This window comes from Streptomyces sp. NPDC029164 (genome assembly GCF_055563995.1).
The window spans coordinates 59,719-76,885 of record NZ_JBVHWW010000022.1 but is presented as its reverse complement, the minus strand read 5'-3'; the positions used below and the strand labels follow the sequence as shown (position 1 = coordinate 76,885).

General features: G+C 72.0%; 20 protein-coding genes. 10 read left to right on the top strand and 10 right to left on the bottom strand.

Features of this window, described 5'->3' with window-relative positions; genetic code table 11:
* Window positions 1–44: 44 nt before the first annotated feature.
* Window positions 45–1,217, top strand: a complete 1,173-nt coding sequence (locus ACZ4VT_RS21885; RefSeq protein WP_467951876.1) for an 8-amino-7-oxononanoate synthase — start codon at window positions 45–47, stop codon at window positions 1,215–1,217.
* Here the strand turns inward: ACZ4VT_RS21885 and ACZ4VT_RS21880 are convergent.
* Together ACZ4VT_RS21880 and ACZ4VT_RS21875 are read right to left on the bottom strand one after the other, a co-directional pair.
* Window positions 1,214–1,441, bottom strand: coding sequence for a DUF397 domain-containing protein (locus ACZ4VT_RS21880; RefSeq protein WP_467951874.1), 228 nt, complete (start codon window positions 1,439–1,441; stop codon window positions 1,214–1,216). The genes ACZ4VT_RS21885 and ACZ4VT_RS21880 overlap by 4 nt on opposite strands.
* A 12-nt stretch (window positions 1,442–1,453) precedes the next feature.
* Entirely contained in the window at window positions 1,454–2,338 is an 885-nt protein-coding gene (locus ACZ4VT_RS21875) for a helix-turn-helix domain-containing protein (protein WP_362807252.1), read from the bottom strand.
* A gap of 198 nt (window positions 2,339–2,536) precedes the next feature.
* Between ACZ4VT_RS21875 and ACZ4VT_RS21870 the strand changes: the two genes are divergently transcribed.
* The gene (locus tag ACZ4VT_RS21870) at window positions 2,537–2,992 is read left to right on the top strand and encodes an ATP-binding protein (RefSeq protein WP_467951872.1); all 456 of its coding nucleotides are present in this window, start codon (window positions 2,537–2,539) and stop codon (window positions 2,990–2,992) included.
* A gap of 6 nt (window positions 2,993–2,998) precedes the next feature.
* On the opposite strand, the gene ACZ4VT_RS21865 is transcribed toward ACZ4VT_RS21870, so the two are convergent.
* Window positions 2,999–3,391, bottom strand: a complete 393-nt coding sequence (locus ACZ4VT_RS21865; RefSeq protein WP_467951871.1) for a VOC family protein — start codon at window positions 3,389–3,391, stop codon at window positions 2,999–3,001.
* Window positions 3,392–3,719: 328 nt separating this feature from the next.
* Between ACZ4VT_RS21865 and ACZ4VT_RS21860 the strand changes: the two genes are divergently transcribed.
* From ACZ4VT_RS21860 to ACZ4VT_RS21830, 7 genes are all read left to right on the top strand, one after another.
* Window positions 3,720–4,022, top strand: a complete 303-nt coding sequence (locus ACZ4VT_RS21860; RefSeq protein ID WP_361757431.1) for an urease subunit gamma — start codon at window positions 3,720–3,722, stop codon at window positions 4,020–4,022.
* 14 nt (window positions 4,023–4,036) lie between these two features.
* Window positions 4,037–4,348 (top strand): urease subunit beta, encoded by a 312-nt coding sequence (locus tag ACZ4VT_RS21855; protein WP_467951869.1) that lies wholly within the window; start codon window positions 4,037–4,039, stop codon window positions 4,346–4,348.
* On the top strand, window positions 4,341–6,062 hold the full coding sequence (locus tag ACZ4VT_RS21850) for an urease subunit alpha (RefSeq protein WP_467951867.1): 1,722 nt from the start codon (window positions 4,341–4,343) through the stop codon (window positions 6,060–6,062). The genes ACZ4VT_RS21855 and ACZ4VT_RS21850 overlap by 8 nt, the downstream gene beginning before the upstream one ends.
* A gap of 31 nt (window positions 6,063–6,093) precedes the next feature.
* On the top strand, window positions 6,094–6,768 hold the full coding sequence (locus ACZ4VT_RS21845) for an urease accessory protein UreF (RefSeq protein ID WP_467951865.1): 675 nt from the start codon (window positions 6,094–6,096) through the stop codon (window positions 6,766–6,768).
* A 24-nt stretch (window positions 6,769–6,792) separates the two neighbouring features.
* Window positions 6,793–7,488, top strand: a complete 696-nt coding sequence (gene ureG, locus ACZ4VT_RS21840) for an urease accessory protein UreG (protein ID WP_467951862.1) — start codon at window positions 6,793–6,795, stop codon at window positions 7,486–7,488.
* Between the two features lie 50 nt (window positions 7,489–7,538).
* A complete protein-coding gene (locus ACZ4VT_RS21835) occupies window positions 7,539–8,300 on the top strand; it encodes an urease accessory protein UreD (RefSeq protein ID WP_467951980.1) in 762 nt (253 codons plus the stop codon).
* Window positions 8,301–8,482: 182 nt separating this feature from the next.
* Window positions 8,483–10,144, top strand: a complete 1,662-nt coding sequence (locus ACZ4VT_RS21830) for an alpha/beta hydrolase (protein ID WP_467951860.1) — start codon at window positions 8,483–8,485, stop codon at window positions 10,142–10,144.
* A gap of 26 nt (window positions 10,145–10,170) precedes the next feature.
* On the opposite strand, the gene ACZ4VT_RS21825 is transcribed toward ACZ4VT_RS21830, so the two are convergent.
* The 6 genes from ACZ4VT_RS21825 to ACZ4VT_RS21800 form a co-directional block, all read right to left on the bottom strand.
* Complete coding sequence (locus tag ACZ4VT_RS21825) at window positions 10,171–10,896, bottom strand: lysophospholipid acyltransferase family protein (RefSeq protein ID WP_362807275.1); 726 nt, start codon at window positions 10,894–10,896, stop codon at window positions 10,171–10,173.
* 84 nt (window positions 10,897–10,980) lie between these two features.
* Entirely contained in the window at window positions 10,981–11,139 is a 159-nt protein-coding gene (locus tag ACZ4VT_RS21820) for a hypothetical protein (RefSeq protein ID WP_327261325.1), read from the bottom strand.
* 32 nt (window positions 11,140–11,171) lie between these two features.
* Complete coding sequence (locus ACZ4VT_RS21815) at window positions 11,172–12,128, bottom strand: cytochrome c oxidase assembly protein (RefSeq protein ID WP_467951858.1); 957 nt, start codon at window positions 12,126–12,128, stop codon at window positions 11,172–11,174.
* Between the two features lie 89 nt (window positions 12,129–12,217).
* Window positions 12,218–13,243, bottom strand: coding sequence for a 6-phosphofructokinase (locus ACZ4VT_RS21810; RefSeq protein ID WP_030711550.1), 1,026 nt, complete (start codon window positions 13,241–13,243; stop codon window positions 12,218–12,220).
* A 215-nt stretch (window positions 13,244–13,458) separates the two neighbouring features.
* The gene (locus ACZ4VT_RS21805) at window positions 13,459–14,187 is read right to left on the bottom strand and encodes a type 1 glutamine amidotransferase (RefSeq protein WP_362807281.1); all 729 of its coding nucleotides are present in this window, start codon (window positions 14,185–14,187) and stop codon (window positions 13,459–13,461) included.
* Window positions 14,188–14,215: 28 nt separating this feature from the next.
* Window positions 14,216–15,454, bottom strand: a complete 1,239-nt coding sequence (locus tag ACZ4VT_RS21800; protein ID WP_361757403.1) for a MurT ligase domain-containing protein — start codon at window positions 15,452–15,454, stop codon at window positions 14,216–14,218.
* Window positions 15,455–15,578: 124 nt separating this feature from the next.
* Here ACZ4VT_RS21800 and def point away from each other — a divergent pair, with 124 nt between their 5' ends.
* Window positions 15,579–16,124, top strand: coding sequence for a peptide deformylase (gene def, locus ACZ4VT_RS21795; RefSeq protein WP_467951856.1), 546 nt, complete (start codon window positions 15,579–15,581; stop codon window positions 16,122–16,124).
* Between the two features lie 212 nt (window positions 16,125–16,336).
* Here def and ACZ4VT_RS21790 read toward each other — a convergent pair whose 3' ends face one another.
* Entirely contained in the window at window positions 16,337–16,981 is a 645-nt protein-coding gene (locus ACZ4VT_RS21790; protein ID WP_467951854.1) for a TetR/AcrR family transcriptional regulator, read from the bottom strand.
* Between the last annotated feature and the right edge of the window lie 186 nt (window positions 16,982–17,167).

Sequence of the window (17,167 nt, the reverse complement as noted above, 5' to 3'; positions counted from 1 at the left end):
TCGGGCAGGTCTGTGGACTGCCGACAAAACACGAGGACATGCCGATGCCCCAGCACACCCCCGAGCCCGAGGATGTCTTCGCCTGGATCGATGCCGCGGAGAGCGCGCGGGAACAGGCCGGGCTGGTGCGCACGCTCCGCCCGCGGCCGCCGGTGTCGCCGCTCCTGGACCTCGCGAGCAACGACTACCTCGGCCTGTCCCGGCACCCCGAGACGATCCGCGGGGCACGGGAGGCGGCCGAGCGCTGGGGCGCCGGAGCCACCGGTTCCCGTCTGGTGACGGGTACGACGGAGCTGCACGCGGAGCTGGAGCGCGAGCTCGCCGACTTCTGCGGTTTCGAGGCCGCGCTGGTCCTCTCCTCCGGGTACGCGGCCAACCTCGCCGCCGTCACCGCGCTGGGCGACTGGGGGACGCTGGTCGTCTCCGACGCCGGCAACCACGCCTCGATCGTCGACGGCTGCCGGCTCTCGCGCGCCGAGACCGCCGTGATCCCGCACTCCGACCCGGACACCGCGCGCAAGACGCTCGCCGCGCACGACGGACGGGCGCTGCTGGTCAGCGACTCGGTGTTCTCCGTGGACGGGGACGCCGCCCCGCTCGCCGGGTACGCCGCCGCCTGCCGCGACGAGGGCGCGGCCCTGGTCGTGGACGACGCCCACGGACTGGGCGTGCTCGGCGAGGGCGGCCGCGGCGCGCTGCACGCCGCCGGGCTCGCGGGCGCGCCCTACGTGGTCGCGACGCTGACCCTCTCGAAGTCCCTGGGCAGCCAGGGCGGAGCCGTACTCGGTCCGGCCAAGGTGATCAGGCACCTGGTCAATACGGCGCGCACCTTCATCTTCGACACCGGGCTGGCCCCGGCCGCCGCGGGCGCGGCGCTGGCGAGCCTGCGCCTGCTCCGGAGGGAACCGGAGCGGGCGGGCCGCGCCCGCGAGGTGGCCGACCGGCTGTACGGGCGGCTCACCGCGTCCGGCCTGACCGCGGCCCGGCCGGACGCGGCCGTGGTGTCGGTACGGGCCCCGTCGGCGTCGGCGGCACTGCGCTGGGCCGCCGACTGCCGCGAGGCAGGTCTGTCCGTGGGGTGCTTCCGCCCGCCGTCGGTGCCGGACGGCATCTCCCGGCTGCGGTTGACCGCCCGGGCCGATCTCACGGGGGAGGAGATCAACCGGGCGGTCGGGACGATCCTTCGGACCGCGCCCGCCGGAGCCACGGACCGTTAGTCGGAGCTACGCGCGTCCGCCCGTACGGAGGCGAGGAAGCCGTTCCAGGCCGGCCCGGTGAAGAGCACGGCCGGGCCGTCCGCCCGCTTCGAGTCGCGGACGGCCAGCAGGTCGCCGCCGAGGGCGGCCGCTTCCACGCAGTTGTTCATTCCGGTGCTGCGGCTGCTCCGCCGCCACCGCGCGCTGATCAGAAGTCCGCCGCTGGATAAGGGGGTTGCGGACACGGGGGTGCCTCCTTACGCGTCGTCAGCAAGGCTGCTGATGAGATCCGACGAGTCCTGGGGCGGGAGGGCGTGTTCCTGGATGGTGCGGAACGCGGCGCTGTACGCCTCTAGGTCTTCCTTCCGCTCCAGATAGAGGCTACTCGTCAAATGGTCGAGTACCACCACATCCAGATCAGCGATGTCCGGAAATGAAAAAATCACGAACGGTCCTGTCAGGCCGAGATGGCCGCCGACGCTGAACGGCAGGACCTGCAGACACACTTGGGGCAGCCGGGACACCTCCACCAGGTGCCGCAACTGCTCGGCCATCACCCCGGGCCCGCCGATCTGCCGGCGCAGCACCGCCTCGTCCAGGACCGCGCTCAGCTCCAGCGGCGGATCGGCCCGCAGCACCGACTGCCGCGCCAGCCGTACGTCGACCAGCGCGTCCACCTTCGGCTCCGGCAGCCCGCCCAGCGCGGCCCGGGTCACCGCCCGCGCGTACCCGGAGGTCTGCAGCAGTCCGGGCACCACGGACAGTTCCACCGTGCGGGCCGACCGGGCGCCCGCCTCCAGGCTGATGAAGTCCCGGTACTCCTGCGGCAGCAGCCCCCGGTAGTCGTGCCACCACTGGCGGCCCCGCCCGGTGTCACCGGCCGGACCGGGGCCGGCGGCCGAGGCCGACAGGGCCTCCAGCAGGGCGCGCTGCTCCGGGCTCACGACCTCCCCGTAGACGTCGAGGAGCAGCCGGATGTCCTCCGGCTTCACACCGCTGCGGCCTGTCTCGATGCGGCTGATTTTCGACTGGTGCCAGCCCATGATCCGGGCGGCCTCACCACTGGTGAGTCCGGTCCGGTCACGCAGGGCACGCAGTTCCTCGCCGAGCTTGCGCCGACGCACCGCGGGACCGTGCTGCACACCCGCCTCCCTTCCACCGGCACAGCTCGCACCAGTCTGCCGTCCAAATACGCTCTTCCGTAGCAGAGTTCACCGCATCGAGCGACAGATATATGCAGATCTTGGGGGAACGGCGGGTGTGGCGGCACGATGGGTGGCACTCTGGCGTCCAGCACAGATCCGGGGCGGTTCCGCCCCGGTGGGAAAGGGACCGTCGCCATGGCAGACCACCAGGAAGCATCCGTCACTCTGCCGAGCGATCCCGCCTCGGTCGCCGCCGCCCGCCGCTACGTGGCGGACGTGCTGAGCGAATGGGGACTCCCCGAAGACGCCGAGACCGCGGACAGCGTCCGGCTGATCGTCTCGGAGCTCGCCACCAACGCCGTACAGCACACTTTCGGCCAGTCGCCCACCTTCACCGTCGACATCCGGCTGGAGCGGCAGGAGTGGCTGCGCGTCGGGGTGACCGACAGCCACCCGCGCTGGCCCAAGCGGCTCCCGGCCGCCGTCCAGCAGGACAACGGCCGGGGCATGGTCATCATCCGCTGGCTCGCCGCGGAGGCGGGCGGCCGGCTCTCGGTCGCGCCGACCGAGGAGGGGGGCAAGACGGTGTGGATCGCGCTGCCCTGGGCCGTCGGGGCGCCGACGGCGGCGCGGAGCGCGACCGGCTGCTGACCGGGCTCAGGCGGTGCCGCGTTCCACCGCGCTGCGCTCGATGCACAGCTCGTTGCCCTCGGGGTCGGCGAGCACGACCCAGCCCAGGACGCCGTCCTCGTCGCGGCGGTCGTCCACGAGCTTCGCGCCGAGCCCGATCAGCCGCTCGACGGTCTCGTCCTGGGTGCCGGTGGGCGGCTCGATGTCCAAGTGGACCCGGTTCTTGACGGACTTGGCGTCCGGCACCCGGATGAACAGCAGGCCGGGCACCCCGGGCCGCCCCGGCTCCAGCAGGATCTCGTCGTCCCCCTCCACGTCGTCGGGGTGGATGGGGAAGCCGGTCACCGCGGACCAGAACTCGGCGACCCGGTAGGGGTCGAGGGCGTCGAAGGTGATGTGCCGGACGGGATTGACGAACATGTGTCTCCTCGGTGGGGATTCCGTAGCCGAAGGCGCATGCGAATCCGTATACGGAACCGGGTTCCTGAGGCAGCGGAGTTGAACCGGGTGCCTGCCCGAAACGTGGGTTAACGCAGCGGAAAAGCGCGGGCCTTAGCGTGGCGGCCACGTTCGACCGCCAATGATCACCCATGATCCGGTAAAGCGGCGGTGGTCGGGACGGAAAGCCTTCTCCTGTGTTGGGCAAGACATGCTTGGCTCGGATATGCGCAGGTCAACGAAGTGTTGAAGGCGGCTAGGGTCGCCCCGGCACGCTGTTGATCTTGTCCCGGAAACTTGGTGATGACGAGTGCATCTGACACCGCACGAGCAGGAAAGACTGCTCATCCACGTGGCTGCGGACGTGGCCGAGAAGCGAAGGGCGCGCGGGGTCCGGCTCAACCACCCCGAGGCGATCGCGCTGATCACGTCCCACATCCTCGAAGGGGCCCGCGACGGGCGGACCGTGGCCGAGCTGATGGCCTCAGGCCGCACCGTCCTGCGCCGCGAGGACGTCATGGAGGGGATCCCCGAGATGATCCACGACGTCCAGGTCGAGGCGACCTTCCCGGACGGCACCAAGCTCGTCACCGTCCACGACCCCATCGTCTGAACAGGAGTGCCCGCATGATCCCCGGCGAGATCGCCTACGGGGACGGCCCGGTGCGCCTCAACGAGGGCCGCCCCGTCACCCGCCTCACCGTGCTCAACGCCGCCGACCGCCCGGTCCAGGTCGGCTCCCACTACCACTTCGCCGAGGCCAATCCCGGCCTCGACTTCGACCGCGCCGCCGCCCGCGGGCTCCGCCTCAACGTCGCCGCCGGTACGGCCGTCCGCTTCGAGCCGGGCATCCCGGTCGCGGTGGAACTCGTACCGCTGGGGGGCCTGCGCACCGTACCGGGACTGCGCGGGCAGACCGGAGGGCCGCTCGATGGCTGAGATCTCCCGCCAGGTGTACGCCGACCTCTTCGGGCCGACCGCCGGAGACCGGATCCGGCTCGCCGACACCGAGCTCTTCGTCGAGATCGAGCAGGACCTCAGCGGCGGACCCGGCCGGGCCGGGGACGAGGCCGTCTTCGGCGGCGGCAAGGTGATCCGCGAGTCCATGGGCCAGGCCCGCACCACCCGGGCGGAGGGCGCCCCCGACACCGTGATCACCGGCGTCGTCGTCCTCGACCACTGGGGCATCGTCAAGGCCGACCTCGGCATCCGCGACGGCCGGATCTGCGGCATCGGCAAGGCCGGCAACCCCGACACCATGGACGGGGTCGACCCGGCACTCGTCATCGGCCCCGAGACCGAGATCATCGCGGGCAACGGGAAGATCGTCACCGCCGGCGCCGTCGACGCCCACGTGCACTTCATCTCCCCGACGGTCATCGACGCGGCGCTGGCCTCGGGGATCACCACCCTCGTCGGCGGGGGCACCGGACCGGCCGAAGGCACCAAGGCCACCACCGTCACGCCCGGACCCTGGCACCTGGCCCGGATGTTCGCGGCACTGGAGGCCTACCCGGTCAACATCGGCCTCCTCGGCAAGGGCAACACCATGTCCCGCGAGGCCATGCACTCCCAACTGCGCGGCGGCGCCCTTGGATTCAAGATCCACGAGGACTGGGGGTCCACCCCGGCCGTCATCGACGCCTGCCTGAGCGTTTGCGACGAGACCGGCGCCCAGGTCGCCATCCACACCGACACCCTCAACGAGGCCGGCTTCGTCGACGACACCCTCGCGGCCATCGCGGGACGGACCATCCACTCGTACCACACCGAAGGCGCGGGCGGCGGGCACGCCCCCGACATCATCACCGTGGTCTCCGAGCCCAACATCCTGCCGAGCTCCACCAACCCCACCCGGCCGCACACCGTCAACACCGTCGAGGAACACCTCGACATGCTGATGGTCTGCCACCACCTCAACCCGGCCGTCCCCGAGGACCTCGCCTTCGCCGAATCCCGCATCCGGCCCTCGACCATCGCCGCCGAGGACGTCCTGCACGACCTCGGGGCCATCTCCATCATCTCCTCCGACTCCCAGGCCATGGGCCGGGTCGGCGAGGTCGTGCTGCGCACCTGGCAGACCGCCCACGTGATGAAGAAGCGGCGCGGCTTCCTCCCCGGCGACGGACCCGCCGACAACCAGCGGGCCCGCCGCTACGTCGCGAAGTACACGATCAACCCCGCCGTGGCCCAGGGGCTCGCCCGCGAGATCGGCTCGGTCGAGACCGGCAAACTCGCCGACCTGGTCCTGTGGAACCCGGCCTTCTTCGGCGTCAAACCCGAACTCGTCATCAAGGGCGGCCAGATCGCCTACGCGCAGATGGGCGACGCCAACGCCTCCATCCCCACCCCGCAGCCCGTCATGCCCCGCCCGATGTTCGGCAGCCACGGGCGCGCCCCCGCCCTGAACTCGCTGAACTTCACCGCACAGGCCGCCCTCGACAACGGGCTGCCCGAACGCCTCGGACTCGGCAAGCAGTTCACCGCCATCGAGAGCACCCGCAAGGTCGGCAAGGCCGACATGCGCAACAACGACGCCATGCCGAGGGTCAAGGTCGACGCCGACACCTTCACGGTCACCATCGACGGGGAGGTCGTCGAACCCGCACCCGCGGCGGAACTGCCCATGGCCCAGCGGTACTTCCTCTTCTGATGGAGTGCAGCCTGACGAGAGGCCTCCTGCCGTGAGCCTCGCCGCCCTGCTCGTCCTCGCGGACGGCCGCTTCCCCGCCGGTGGGCACGCCCACTCCGGCGGGGCCGAGGCCGCCTGCAAGGCGGGCCGCATCCACGACGCCGCCACCCTGGAGGAGTTCTGCCGGGGCCGGCTGCACACCGCCGGACTCACCGCGGCCGCGCTGGCGGCGGCCGCCGCCCTCGGGCTCGACCCGGCGGAACTCGACGCCGCCGCCGACGCCCGGACCCCCTCGCCCGCCCTGCGCACCGCGGCCCGCAGGCTCGGCCGGCAGCTGCTGCGCGCCGCCCGGGCCACCTGGCCCGCACCCGAACTGGAGGCGCTGGCCGCCGCCTTCCCGCGCGGCGCCCACCAGCCCGTGGTGCTCGGCGTCACCGCCCGGGCGGCCGGGCTCGGGCCGCTCGACGCCGCGCACGTGGCGGCGTACGAGAGCGTCGGCGGACCCGCGACCGCGACGGTACGGCTGCTGGGCCTGGACCCCTTCGAGGCGAGCGGGGTCCTGGCCCGGCTCGCCCCCGAACTCGACGCGGTCTCCGCGCGGGCGGCCGGGGCCGCACTGCGGGCCCGGACCGAAGGGCCGGAGGCGCTGCCCGCGGCCTCCTCGCCGCTGCTGGACATCTCGGCGGAGATCCATGCCGACTGGCCGGTACGCCTGTTCGCTTCCTGACCCACCGAAGGAGACACCCCCCCCATGCACCTCGACCACGCCGTGACCTACCCCCACCGGCACACCCACAGCGCCGCCCCGCTCCGCGCCGACGGCACCCGCCGCGCCCTGCGCATCGGACTCGGCGGGCCCGTCGGCTCCGGCAAGACCGCCACCGTGGCGGCCCTGTGCCGCGCGCTGCGCACCGAACTGTCCATGGCCGTCGTCACCAACGACATCTACACCCGCGAGGACGCCGAGTTCCTGCTCCGCGAGGCCGTCCTGCCGCCCGAGCGGATCACCGCCGTCGAGACCGGAGCCTGCCCGCACACCGCCATCCGCGACGACATCTCCGCCAACCTGGAGGCCGTCGAGGAACTGGAGGACACCTTCCGGGAGCACGGCCGACTGGACCTGATCCTCGTCGAGTCCGGCGGGGACAACCTCACCGCCACCTTCTCCCGCGGTCTCGTCGACGCCCAGATCTTCGTCATCGACGTGGCCGGCGGGGACGACATCCCCCGCAAGGGCGGCCCCGGCGTCACCACCGCCGACCTCCTCGTCGTCAACAAGACCGACCTCGCCCCGTACGTCGGCTCCGACCTCGGCCGGATGGCACGCGACGCCGCCGAGCAGCGCGGTGAACTGCCCGTCGCCTTCCAGTCGCTCCGCGGACCCGAAGGGGTGGCCCCGGTGGCCGCCTGGGTGCGCGAGCGGTTCGCCGCCTGGACCGTACGGTGACCAGCGCACCCCCGCTCTCCCCGCCGCGGGTCCCCCCGCACTCCGTCCCCGTGCCCGCGTCGGGCCTCCGGGCCACCGCCCGGATCCACGCCGTGGCCGACGGGCGGGGCGGCACCGCCCTGCCGCTGCTGGCCGGCGAGGGGCCGCTCGCGCTGCGCCGCACCCGGGGGTCCGGGGCCGAGGCCCGGGTCATGCTGGTCGGCGCGATGAGCGCGCCGCTGGGCGGGGACCACCTCACCGTCGAGGCCGCCGCCGGGCCCGGCGCGCGCCTCGCCCTCGCCTCGGCGGCGGCCACCCTGGCACTGCCCGGCCGGGGCGGCGAACCCGCGCGGTACGACGTACGCCTGACCCTGGAGGACGGGGCGTCGGTGCGGTGGCTGCCCGAGCCTCTGGTCTCGGTGCGCGGCAGCGAACTGCGGGTGCGCACCCGGGTCGCGCTGGCCCCCACCGCCCGGCTGCTGCTGCGCGAGGAGCAGGTGCTCGGACGCGCGGGGGAGGCCCCGGGCCTGCTGAGCAGCCGGCTCACCGTCACCCGGGGCGGCCGTCCGCTGCTGGACCAGGAACTCACCTGCGGGCCCGGTGCGCCCGGCGGCTGGGACGGCCCGGCGGGACTGGCCGGCCACCGGGCGCTCGGCCAGCTCCTCGTCGTGGACCCCGACTTCGCCGGGGACCCGCCCGCGGCCCGGGTGCTGGGGGAGTGCGCGGTGGTGACGCCGCTGGCCGGGCCGGCGGTCCTCGTGACGGCCCTGGCCCCGGACGCCCTGCGGCTGCGCGAGGTGCTCGACGCGGCCTGCCGCACGTACCACGGGTGAACGGGGGACGAATCAGGCACCGCTCAGCGGTACACGCCTTTCCGGTTATCGGGTTGGCAAAGAAGTCGATCGAGCTCTGTCGCCGGTCCCGGATCAGACGACAGGATCCCCCTGCACGCCGACGACCGACCCCGACCAACCCGGCCGCCCACGGCGGCACCTGACGCAGGGGGAACAACCACGTGATACGCAACGCGACGCTGGGGAGCGCCGCCACACTGATCACCGGCACACTGGCGGCGAGCCTGCTGCTGGCCCCGCCGGCCGCCGCGGCCGCGACCGACAACGGCCCGAAGCTGCCGGAGGTGCTGGGGGTTCAGATCGCCGCCGCCCGCGCCGCCCGTACCGGGATCGACTGGAAGGACTGCCCCGCGGACTGGGGCCTGGAGAAGCCCATCCAGTGCGGCTGGGTGAAGGTCCCGCTCGACTACGCGAAGCCGTACGGCAAGACCATCGAGATCGCCGTCGACCGGATCGGCAGCACGGGCACCCAGCAGGAGCGCCAGGGCGCGCTCGTCTACAACCCCGGCGGCCCCGGCGGTTCCGGCATGCGCTTCCCGCGCCGGGTCACCACCAAGAGCCCGCTGTGGGTCAACGCCTCCAAGGCGTACGACTTCGTCGGCTTCGACCCCCGCGGTGTCGGCCACTCCGCGCCCATCTCCTGCATCGACCCGCAGGAGTTCGTGAAGGCCCCCAAGGCCGACCCGGTCCCGGACGGCGAGGCCGACAAGCTCGCCCAGCGCAAGCTCGCCGCCGAGTACGCGGACGGCTGCAAGGAGCGCAGCGGCGAGATGCTGCCGCACATGACCACGCCGAACAGCGCGCGCGACATGGACGTGATCCGCGCCGCCCTCGGCGAGGCGAGGCTGAACTTCCTCGGCGTCTCCTACGGCACCTACCTCGGCGGGGTCTACGCGAGCCTCTTCCCGACCCACGTGCGCCGCATGATCGTGGACAGCGTGGTCGACCCCTCGCAGGACAACATCTGGTACGAGGCCAACCTCGGCCAGGACGTCGCCTTCCAGATGCGCTGGAACGACTGGCAGGACTGGGTCGCCAAGAACGACGCGGTCTTCCACCTCGGCGACACCCGCGCCAAGGTCGAGGCCAAGTGGCAGGAGCTGCGCAACAAGGCGAAGGCCAACCCGATCGGCGGGATCGTCGGACCGGCCGAGCTCATCGGCTTCTTCCAGGGCGCCCCGTACTACGACTCCTCCTGGGTGCCCGTCGCCCGGACCTGGGCCGCCTACGTCGCCGGTGACGAGCAGGCGCTCGTCGACGCCATCGCCCCGGACATGACGGACACCAAGGGCAACGCGGCCTCGGAGAACGGCAACGCCGTCTACACGGCGGTCGAGTGCGCCGACGCCAAGTGGCCCACCAGCTGGGCCAAGTGGGACCGGGACAACTCCAAGCTCCACGAGAAGTACCCGTTCCTGACCTGGTCGAACGCCTGGATGAACCTGCCCTGCGCGACCTGGAAGGCCAAGCAGAGCACCCCGATCGCGGTCGGCGCCAAGCGCGTCCCGCCGATCCTGATCGTCCAGTCCGAGCGGGACGCGGCCACGCCGTACAAGGGCGCCGTCGAGCTGCACCGCCGCCTCGCCGGCTCGCGTCTGATCACCGAGCAGAACGCCGGCTCGCACGGTGTCACCAGCCTGCTGAACCCCTGCATCAACACGCGGGTGGACACCTACCTGCTGACCGGCAAGGTCGACGCGCAGGACGTGACGTGCGCCCCGCACGCCACGCCCGTCGCCCCGGCCCAGGCCGCCGCGCTGTCGCTCGACCACGGAACCGGCAGCGCGTGGCCGACCCGTGAGGAGCTGCCGGCCGTCCGCTAGACCGGACCGTCCGTACGGGAGAAGGCTCAGCGCGCGGAGCGCCGGGCCTTCTTCCGTTGGTCCTTCTTGCGCTCGGCCTCCTCCTCGGCCTTCACCTCGGCCGCGTACCGGTCGACGTACTCCTGGCCGGACAGTTCGAGGATGGCGTACATGATCTCGTCGGTGACCGCGCGCAGGATCGCCCGCTCGCCCTCCATGCCGGCGTACCGGGAGAAGTCCAGCGGCCGGCCGAAGCGGATCGTCACCCGGCGGATGTTCGGGATCTTCTGCCCGGGCGGCTGGATCTCGAAGGTGCCGACCATCGCGCAGGGGATCACGGGCACCCCGGCGCCCAGGGCCATCGCGGCCACGCCCACCTTCCCCTTGTAGAGCCGCCCGTCGTGCGAACGCGTCCCCTCGGGGTAGATGCCGAGCAGCTCGTCCTTGGCCAGCACCGCCAGCCCCTCGCGCAGGGCCGCCTGCCCGGCGTTCTTGCCGGACCGGTCCACCGGGATCTGCCCGGCGCTGCGGAAGAAGGCGGCGGTGAGCCGGCCCTTGACGCCGGGACCGGTGAAGTACTCGGCCTTCGCGAGGAAGGTGATCCGCCGCTTGAGGATCGCGGGCATCAGGAAGTGGTCGGAGAAGGACAGGTGGTTGCCCGCGACGATCGCGGCACCCTCCGCCGGGATGTTCTCCAGGCCCTCGATCCGGGGCCGGAACAGCAGCCTCAGCAGAGGACCGATCAGCACGTGCTTGAGCAAGTGGTAGAACACCAGGCCGCTCCCGTCGATATCCCGTTGTCACCGTCAGTTTACGGACGGTGAGTCACGGGCTGGAGGGGGCGGTGGGAACCAACCTCAGACATTGCGCGAGGCGGCCATCCCGGCGGTCAGCAGCCCCAGCACCACCCAGCCGAACCACAGCCAGCCGTTGCTGCCGAGGGCCACGGAGTACGCGGCAACGGCCACCAGTGCGGCGAAGGTCATGACGGCCATCGCCTTAACGGATCCGGTCATGCCCCATGGTCGCGCGCGACAGGGCTGTTCCGCTACTGGCCACGCGCTTGGAGCGAGGCGAGATACGAGTTGTACGCCTCCAGCTCCTTGTCGCCGTTGCGGTCCTCGGCCCGGTCGGAGCGCTTCGCCGCCCGCTGCTCGGAGTGGTACCACTGGTAGACCAGGGCGATCAGGACCAGCACCGAGGGGATCTCGCTGAAGGCCCAGGCGATGCCGCCGCCCCACTGCTGGTCGAGCAGCGGGTCGATGTCGAGGGAGGCCGCCGGGTTCGCGTACGTCTTGATCATCGGCTCGCCGGCCATCATCAGGGCGATGCCGAAGAAGGCGTGGAAGGGCATGCCGGCGAAGAGCTCCAGCATCCGCATCACGTACCCGGGACGGTGCGGACCCGGGTCGACGCCCATGATCGGCCAGAAGAAGACGAGGCCGACGGCGAGGAAGTGGACCATCATCGCGATGTGCCCGGTGCGGCTCCCCATCAGGAAGTCGAAGAGCGGGGTGAAGTACAGGGCGTAGAGGCTCGCGATGAACAGGGGGATGGTGAAGGCGGGGTGGGTGATCACCCGCATGTACCGGCTGTGCAGCAGCGCCAGCAGCAGCTCGCGCGGGCCCTTGTGGCCGCGTGGGGCGGGCGGCAGCGCGCGCAGCGCCAGGGTCACCGGGGCGCCCAGCAGCAACAGGATCGGGGTGATCATGCTGATCACCATGTGCTGGACCATGTGCACGCTGAACATGACCATGCCGTAGTCGTTCAGCTTGGTGCACATCACCAGGACCACGGTCAGCACGCCCGCGGTGAAGGCGATCGTCCGGCCCGGCGGCCAGGCGTCCCCGCGCCGGCGCAGCCGCAGCACCCCCCACCCGTACAGGGCGAGTCCCGCCAGCGAGCCGATCAGGAAGAAGGCGTCGAAGGAGAACTCCAGCCCGCGTCCGAGAGTGAAGGGCGGCAGGTCCATGTTCATGTCCATGCCGTGCCCGCTGTGATCCATCTCTTCACTCCCTTGACCGTGGCGCCCCACCACAGTAGTGCCGCCCCCGCACGCGCCTGCGCGCGGGGGCGGCCGTAACGGGCATACGGTCACAGAACCGTCTGGGCCTCGTCGTAGCGGTCGGCCGGCACCGTCTTGAGGGTCGAGGTCGCCTCGGCGAGCGGCACCATCTCGATGTCCGTGCCGCGCAGCGCGGTCAGCATGCCGAACTCGCCGCGGTGCGCGGCCTCCACGGCGTGCCAGCCGAAGCGGGTGGCGAGGACCCGGTCGTACGCGGTGGGCGTGCCGCCGCGCTGGACGTGGCCCAGGATCACCGGCCGGGCCTCCTTGCCCAGGCGGTGCTCCAGCTCGACGGCGAGCCGGTTGCCGATGCCGGCGAACCGCTCGTGGCCGTACATGTCGACGCCGCCCTCCTCCAGGTCCATCGACCCGGGGCGCGGCTTGGCGCCCTCGGCGACCACGACGATCGCGAAGCGCTTGCCCGCGGAGAAGCGCTCGCCGACGATCGCCGTCAGCTCCTCGATGTCGAAGGGGCGCTCCGGTACGACGATCGCGTGCGCGCCCGCCGCCATGCCCGAGTGCAGGGCGATCCAGCCGGTGTGGCGGCCCATGACCTCCACGACCATCACGCGCTGGTGGGACTCGGCGGTGGTCTTCAGCCGGTCCAGGGCCTCCGTGGCCACGCCGACGGCGGTGTCGAAGCCGAAGGTGACGTCGGTGGAGGCGATGTCGTTGTCGATGGTCTTCGGGACACCGACGATCGGCAGTCCGGCCTGCGACAGCAGGTTCGCGGCCTTCAGGGTGCCCTCGCCGCCGATCGGGATGATCGCGTCGAGGCCGAGGTCGGCGACGTGCCCGCGGGCACGCTCCACGCCGTCGCGCAGGTGCGCCGGCTGGACCCGGGAGGAGCCGAGGATGGTGCCACCGCGGGCCAGGATGCCGGCGACGGCGTCGAGGTCGAGCTTGCGGTAGTCCGCCTCCAGCAGGCCCTTCCAGCCGTCGAGGAAGCCGATCACCTCGTCGCCGTGGTCGACGACGGCGCGGTGCACGACGGAGCGGATGACGGCGTTGAGGCCGGGGCAGTCGCCACCGGAAGTGAGCACACCAATGCGCATGGCAGGGAGAGACCTTTGCAACGTGGGCCGACGACCGGACCACGTCGTCCGGTGGGAACTACGGCCACCCTACAAGCGGTGGAGCAGTGGGCTGAACCATCCTCCACATGCTGGTCGTACTCGTCGTACGAAACCACGTCGGCCCGGTTCCCCCTAGGGAAAACCGGGCCGAACACATGATGACGGGGCCGCCCCGATGAGCGGTCCGCCAGGCGCTACGCGGGCTGCGTCGCGGCGGCGATGCGCTCCGCGCGCAGCGCCTCGTACCACCGGTCGTCTATGGCCGGCAGGGCGTTCACGTCGAGGGCCAGCTTCAGCAGAAGGTCCGCGATCTGCGGGTTGCGGGCCATCACGGGACCGTGCATGTAGGTGCCGAACACCGTGTCGTTGTACGCGCCTTCGGTGCCGTCGCCGGTGCCGTTGCCGCGGCCCATCGTGACCCGGGCGAACGGCCTGGCCGTCGGGCCGAGGTGCGTGACGCCCTGGTGGTTCTCGAAGCCCGTCAGCTGCGGCAGACCCAGGCGCGGGTCGATGTCGGCGAGGACGTCGCCGACGCACCGCTCGCCCTCACCGCGCAGGGTGACCACGTCCAGCAGGCCGAGGCCCTCCTGGCGCTGGCCCTGGTCGTTGACGAACTCCTTGCCGAGGATCTGGTACCCGGCGCAGACGGAGAAGACGATCGCCCCGTTCGAGACGGCGCGCTCCAGACCGCCGTCGCGCAGCAGCCGCTCCGCGGCGAGGCGCTGCGGCCGGTCCTCGCCGCCGCCGATCAGGTAGATGTCGCCCGAGGTGGGGATCGGCTGGTCGCTGCGCACGTCCACGCGCTGCACGTCCAGGCCGCGCTGGCGGGCCCGGCGCTCCACGACGAGGGCGTTGCCCTGGTCTCCGTACGTGCTGAGCAGGTCGGGGTAGACCCACACCAGACGCAGGCTGTTGTCGCTCATGCTCTTGTCCTCTGCGTTTCTGACGGGCCTAGTTGCCGACGCGGCGGCGGACGTCCTGGAAGGCGGTGTAGTTGGCGATCAGCTCGATCTGGCCGGGCGGCGCGAGCTGCACGGCCTCGTCGAGGGTCTCGCACACCCGGAAGTCCAGGCCCGCGACCTCGAGGCGGACCGCGAGGTCCAGCTTGCGGTCGCCGATCACGAAGATCGGGTGGCCGGCCAGGCGCGGGTAGTCCACGTCCCACAGCCAGGAGGTGTCCGTGCCGTCGGCGCCGCGCGCGTTCACCGAGAGGATCACCGGGGTCGGCGGCGGGTCGATCAGCGAAAACGTTTCGAGCCAGCCCGCCGGGTTCTTCGCGAGCAGCAGCCGCAGCTCACGGCCCTGGAAGCTCACGACGTCGTAGCGGCCGGCGACGGCCTGCACCTGGTACATCCGCTCCAGCGCGACCTGAGGCGGCACGCCGAAGACGGCGGCGACGGCGGCCGAGGTGGCGGCGTTGGCCTTGTTGGCGCGGCCGGGCAGCTGGAGGTGGATCGGCCAGGCCGAGCCGTGCGGGTCCAGCACGTGGTCCCCGGAGAGCACCCAGGTCGGCGTCGGGCGGCGGAAGCCGCACTCGCCGCAGAACCAGTCGTCGCCCGGGCGCTGCATGACACCGCCGCAGGAGGGGCACGACCAGGCGTCGTCCTTCCACTCCTGGCCGGCCGCGACCCACACCACGTTCTGTGAGGAGGAGGCGGACCACACGATCAGCGGGTCGTCGCAGTTCGCGACGATGACCGCCTTCGAGCCCTGGAGGCCCTCGCGCCACTTCTCCGCGAGCATGCGGGTCTCGGCGGCGCGGTCCAGCTGGTCGCGGGAGAGGTTGAGCAGGGCGATCACCTTGGGGGTGACGTCCCGGGCCACTCCGGCCAGGTACTTCTCGTCGACCTCGATGACGCCGTACTTGGCGTCCGAGCCGCCTGCCAGGGCCGAGGTGATGCCGGCCGGCATGTTGGCGCCGAGGGCGTTGGAGACGACCGGACCGCTGGCCCGCAGGGCCTCCGCGATCAGCCGGGTCGTCGTGGTCTTGCCGTTCGTCGCGGAGACGAGGACGACGTCGAGGTGTTGCGCCAGCGCGCCGAGAAGATCGGGGTCGAGTTTGAGTGCGACCTTGCCACCGATCACCGATCCGCTTCCGCGTCCCGCGGCCCGCGACACCGCCGCCGCGGCCTTGCCCGCCGTCACGGCCAGCTTGGCCCGCGGCGAAAGCGGCTCCGTGTTGCCTGCCATCGTCCCTTGTCCTCCTTGCGTCGGTCGGCCCCAGCCTATCCAGTACAGGCCGCAGCCTTGACCGCGGCGCCCCCCGCCCCGCCGCGGATCTCCTCATATAGTCGCCCGTCGTACGCTTACGGCCATGCGACAGCGCCCCATTCCCGGTACCACCGGACTCGTCCGCACCATGAGCCTGCTGGGTACTCCGGTGCTCCACTCGGCCTGCGCGGAAGTCACCGAATTCGGTCCGGAGCTCGACCGGCTCATCGAGGACATGTTCGCGACGATGTACGCCGCGGAGGGCGTCGGCCTCGCCGCGAACCAGATTGGCGTCGGACAGCGGGTCTTCGTCTACGACTGCCCCGACGACGAGGACGTCCGCCACGTCGGGCACATCGTCAACCCGAGGCTGGTCGAGGCCGACGGGGACGAGTTCCTCGGGCCCGAGGGCTGCCTGTCCCTGCCGGGGCTGGAGGCGGGGACGCCGCGGTTCGACCGGGCGGTCGTCGAGGGGGTCACCTCGGGCGGGGCGCCCGTGCGGATCGTCGGTACGGGGTTCTTCGCGCGCTGCCTGCAGCACGAGTGCGACCACCTCGACGGGACCGTGTACGCGGACCGCGTGACGGGACTGAGGGCCCGTCGCCTGCGGCGCGCCATCCGCAGGGCCCCCTGGTCCTCGCCCGGCTAGCCGCCACCCCCGCCTCCCTTTCGGCTGCGCCAAACCCAGCCTCGCCGGTGTTTGGGGGGGTCCCCCCGGACGGAGTCTGGGGGAGGGGCGGGCAGAGGCCGGTGCCCGGCGGAGCCGGGTTCCTGGGGCTCCGCCCCAGACCCCGCTCCTCAAACGCCGGAGGGGCTGGATTGGCCCGGCCGAGGCCCAAAGGGGCCTGGCGAGGCTGACAGCTAGAAGCCCGGGCCGTCTACGCGGTTGCCGGCGGAGGAGAGGCGGCCCCAGAGGAGGTCGGTGAGGCCGGCGACGAGCTCCGCGCGCTCGCAGGGGCGTTCGCCGAGCCACCAGTCGCCGGCCGCGTGCATCATGCCGACGATGCCGTGGCCCCAGACCCGGGCCAGGCGTTCGCCGCCGGGGCCGAGGTCCACCCGCTCGCCGATCACCTTGGCCAGTTCCTCGCCGAGCCTGCGCAGCAGCGGCGCCGAGTGCAGGCCCACGTCGAAGCCGCGCTCCGCGCTGTGGGAGTCCTCGGCCGGGTGCATGAGGAAGCGGTAGACCTGCGGGCGGGCCTCGATGGCGGCGAGGTACGTGTCGAGGGTCGCCTCCACCCGGCGGCGCCGCTCTGCGGGGGCGTCGAGCGCGGCCCGCAGCGAGTCGAGCAGCGCGTCCGTGTGCCGTACGGCGAGTGCCTGGTAGAGGCCCGCCTTGTCCCCGAAGTGCCGGTACAGGATGGGCTTGGTGATGCCGGCCTCGGCCGCGATGGCGTTCATGGAGGCCTTGGGGCCGTCCCTGAGCACGACCCGGTCCGCGGCTTCGAGCAGTTCCCGCCTGCGGCGTTCGGCCGCTCCCGGTTCGCCGGTCTGCTGAGTGGTCTCCATGACGTGTTTCTCTCCCCGCCCTTGCGATGTGCGTGACGCCCACGCAACGTAACACCCGGTACACCCCGGGGATCGAATCGGCGGCCGCCGCTGTCGGAATCTTCCGTGCTTGACAGGCCTTACTCGCCGGTAACAGACTGTGGCTTCGTGGTGGTTACCGCTAGTAACCTCCGCAGGGACGAGTAC

Bases quoted from the DNA above. Each gene is read 5' to 3' on its own strand.
- ACZ4VT_RS21885 (WP_467951876.1), top strand. From the start codon at position 45: ATGCCCCAGCACACCCCCGAGCCCGAGGATGTCTTCGCCTGGATCGAT.
- ACZ4VT_RS21870 (WP_467951872.1), top strand. From the start codon at position 2,537: ATGGCAGACCACCAGGAAGCATCCGTCACTCTGCCGAGCGATCCCGCC.
- ACZ4VT_RS21865 (WP_467951871.1), bottom strand. From the start codon at position 3,391: ATGTTCGTCAATCCCGTCCGGCACATCACCTTCGACGCCCTCGACCCC.
- ACZ4VT_RS21855 (WP_467951869.1), top strand. From the start codon at position 4,037: ATGATCCCCGGCGAGATCGCCTACGGGGACGGCCCGGTGCGCCTCAAC.
- ACZ4VT_RS21850 (WP_467951867.1), top strand. From the start codon at position 4,341: ATGGCTGAGATCTCCCGCCAGGTGTACGCCGACCTCTTCGGGCCGACC.
- ureG (WP_467951862.1), top strand. From the start codon at position 6,793: ATGCACCTCGACCACGCCGTGACCTACCCCCACCGGCACACCCACAGC.
- ACZ4VT_RS21820 (WP_327261325.1), bottom strand. From the start codon at position 11,139: ATGACCGGATCCGTTAAGGCGATGGCCGTCATGACCTTCGCCGCACTG.
- ACZ4VT_RS21815 (WP_467951858.1), bottom strand. From the start codon at position 12,128: ATGGATCACAGCGGGCACGGCATGGACATGAACATGGACCTGCCGCCC.
- ACZ4VT_RS21810 (WP_030711550.1), bottom strand. From the start codon at position 13,243: ATGCGCATTGGTGTGCTCACTTCCGGTGGCGACTGCCCCGGCCTCAAC.
- ACZ4VT_RS21805 (WP_362807281.1), bottom strand. From the start codon at position 14,187: ATGAGCGACAACAGCCTGCGTCTGGTGTGGGTCTACCCCGACCTGCTC.
- ACZ4VT_RS21800 (WP_361757403.1), bottom strand. From the start codon at position 15,454: ATGGCAGGCAACACGGAGCCGCTTTCGCCGCGGGCCAAGCTGGCCGTG.
- def (WP_467951856.1), top strand. From the start codon at position 15,579: ATGCGACAGCGCCCCATTCCCGGTACCACCGGACTCGTCCGCACCATG.
- ACZ4VT_RS21790 (WP_467951854.1), bottom strand. From the start codon at position 16,981: ATGGAGACCACTCAGCAGACCGGCGAACCGGGAGCGGCCGAACGCCGC.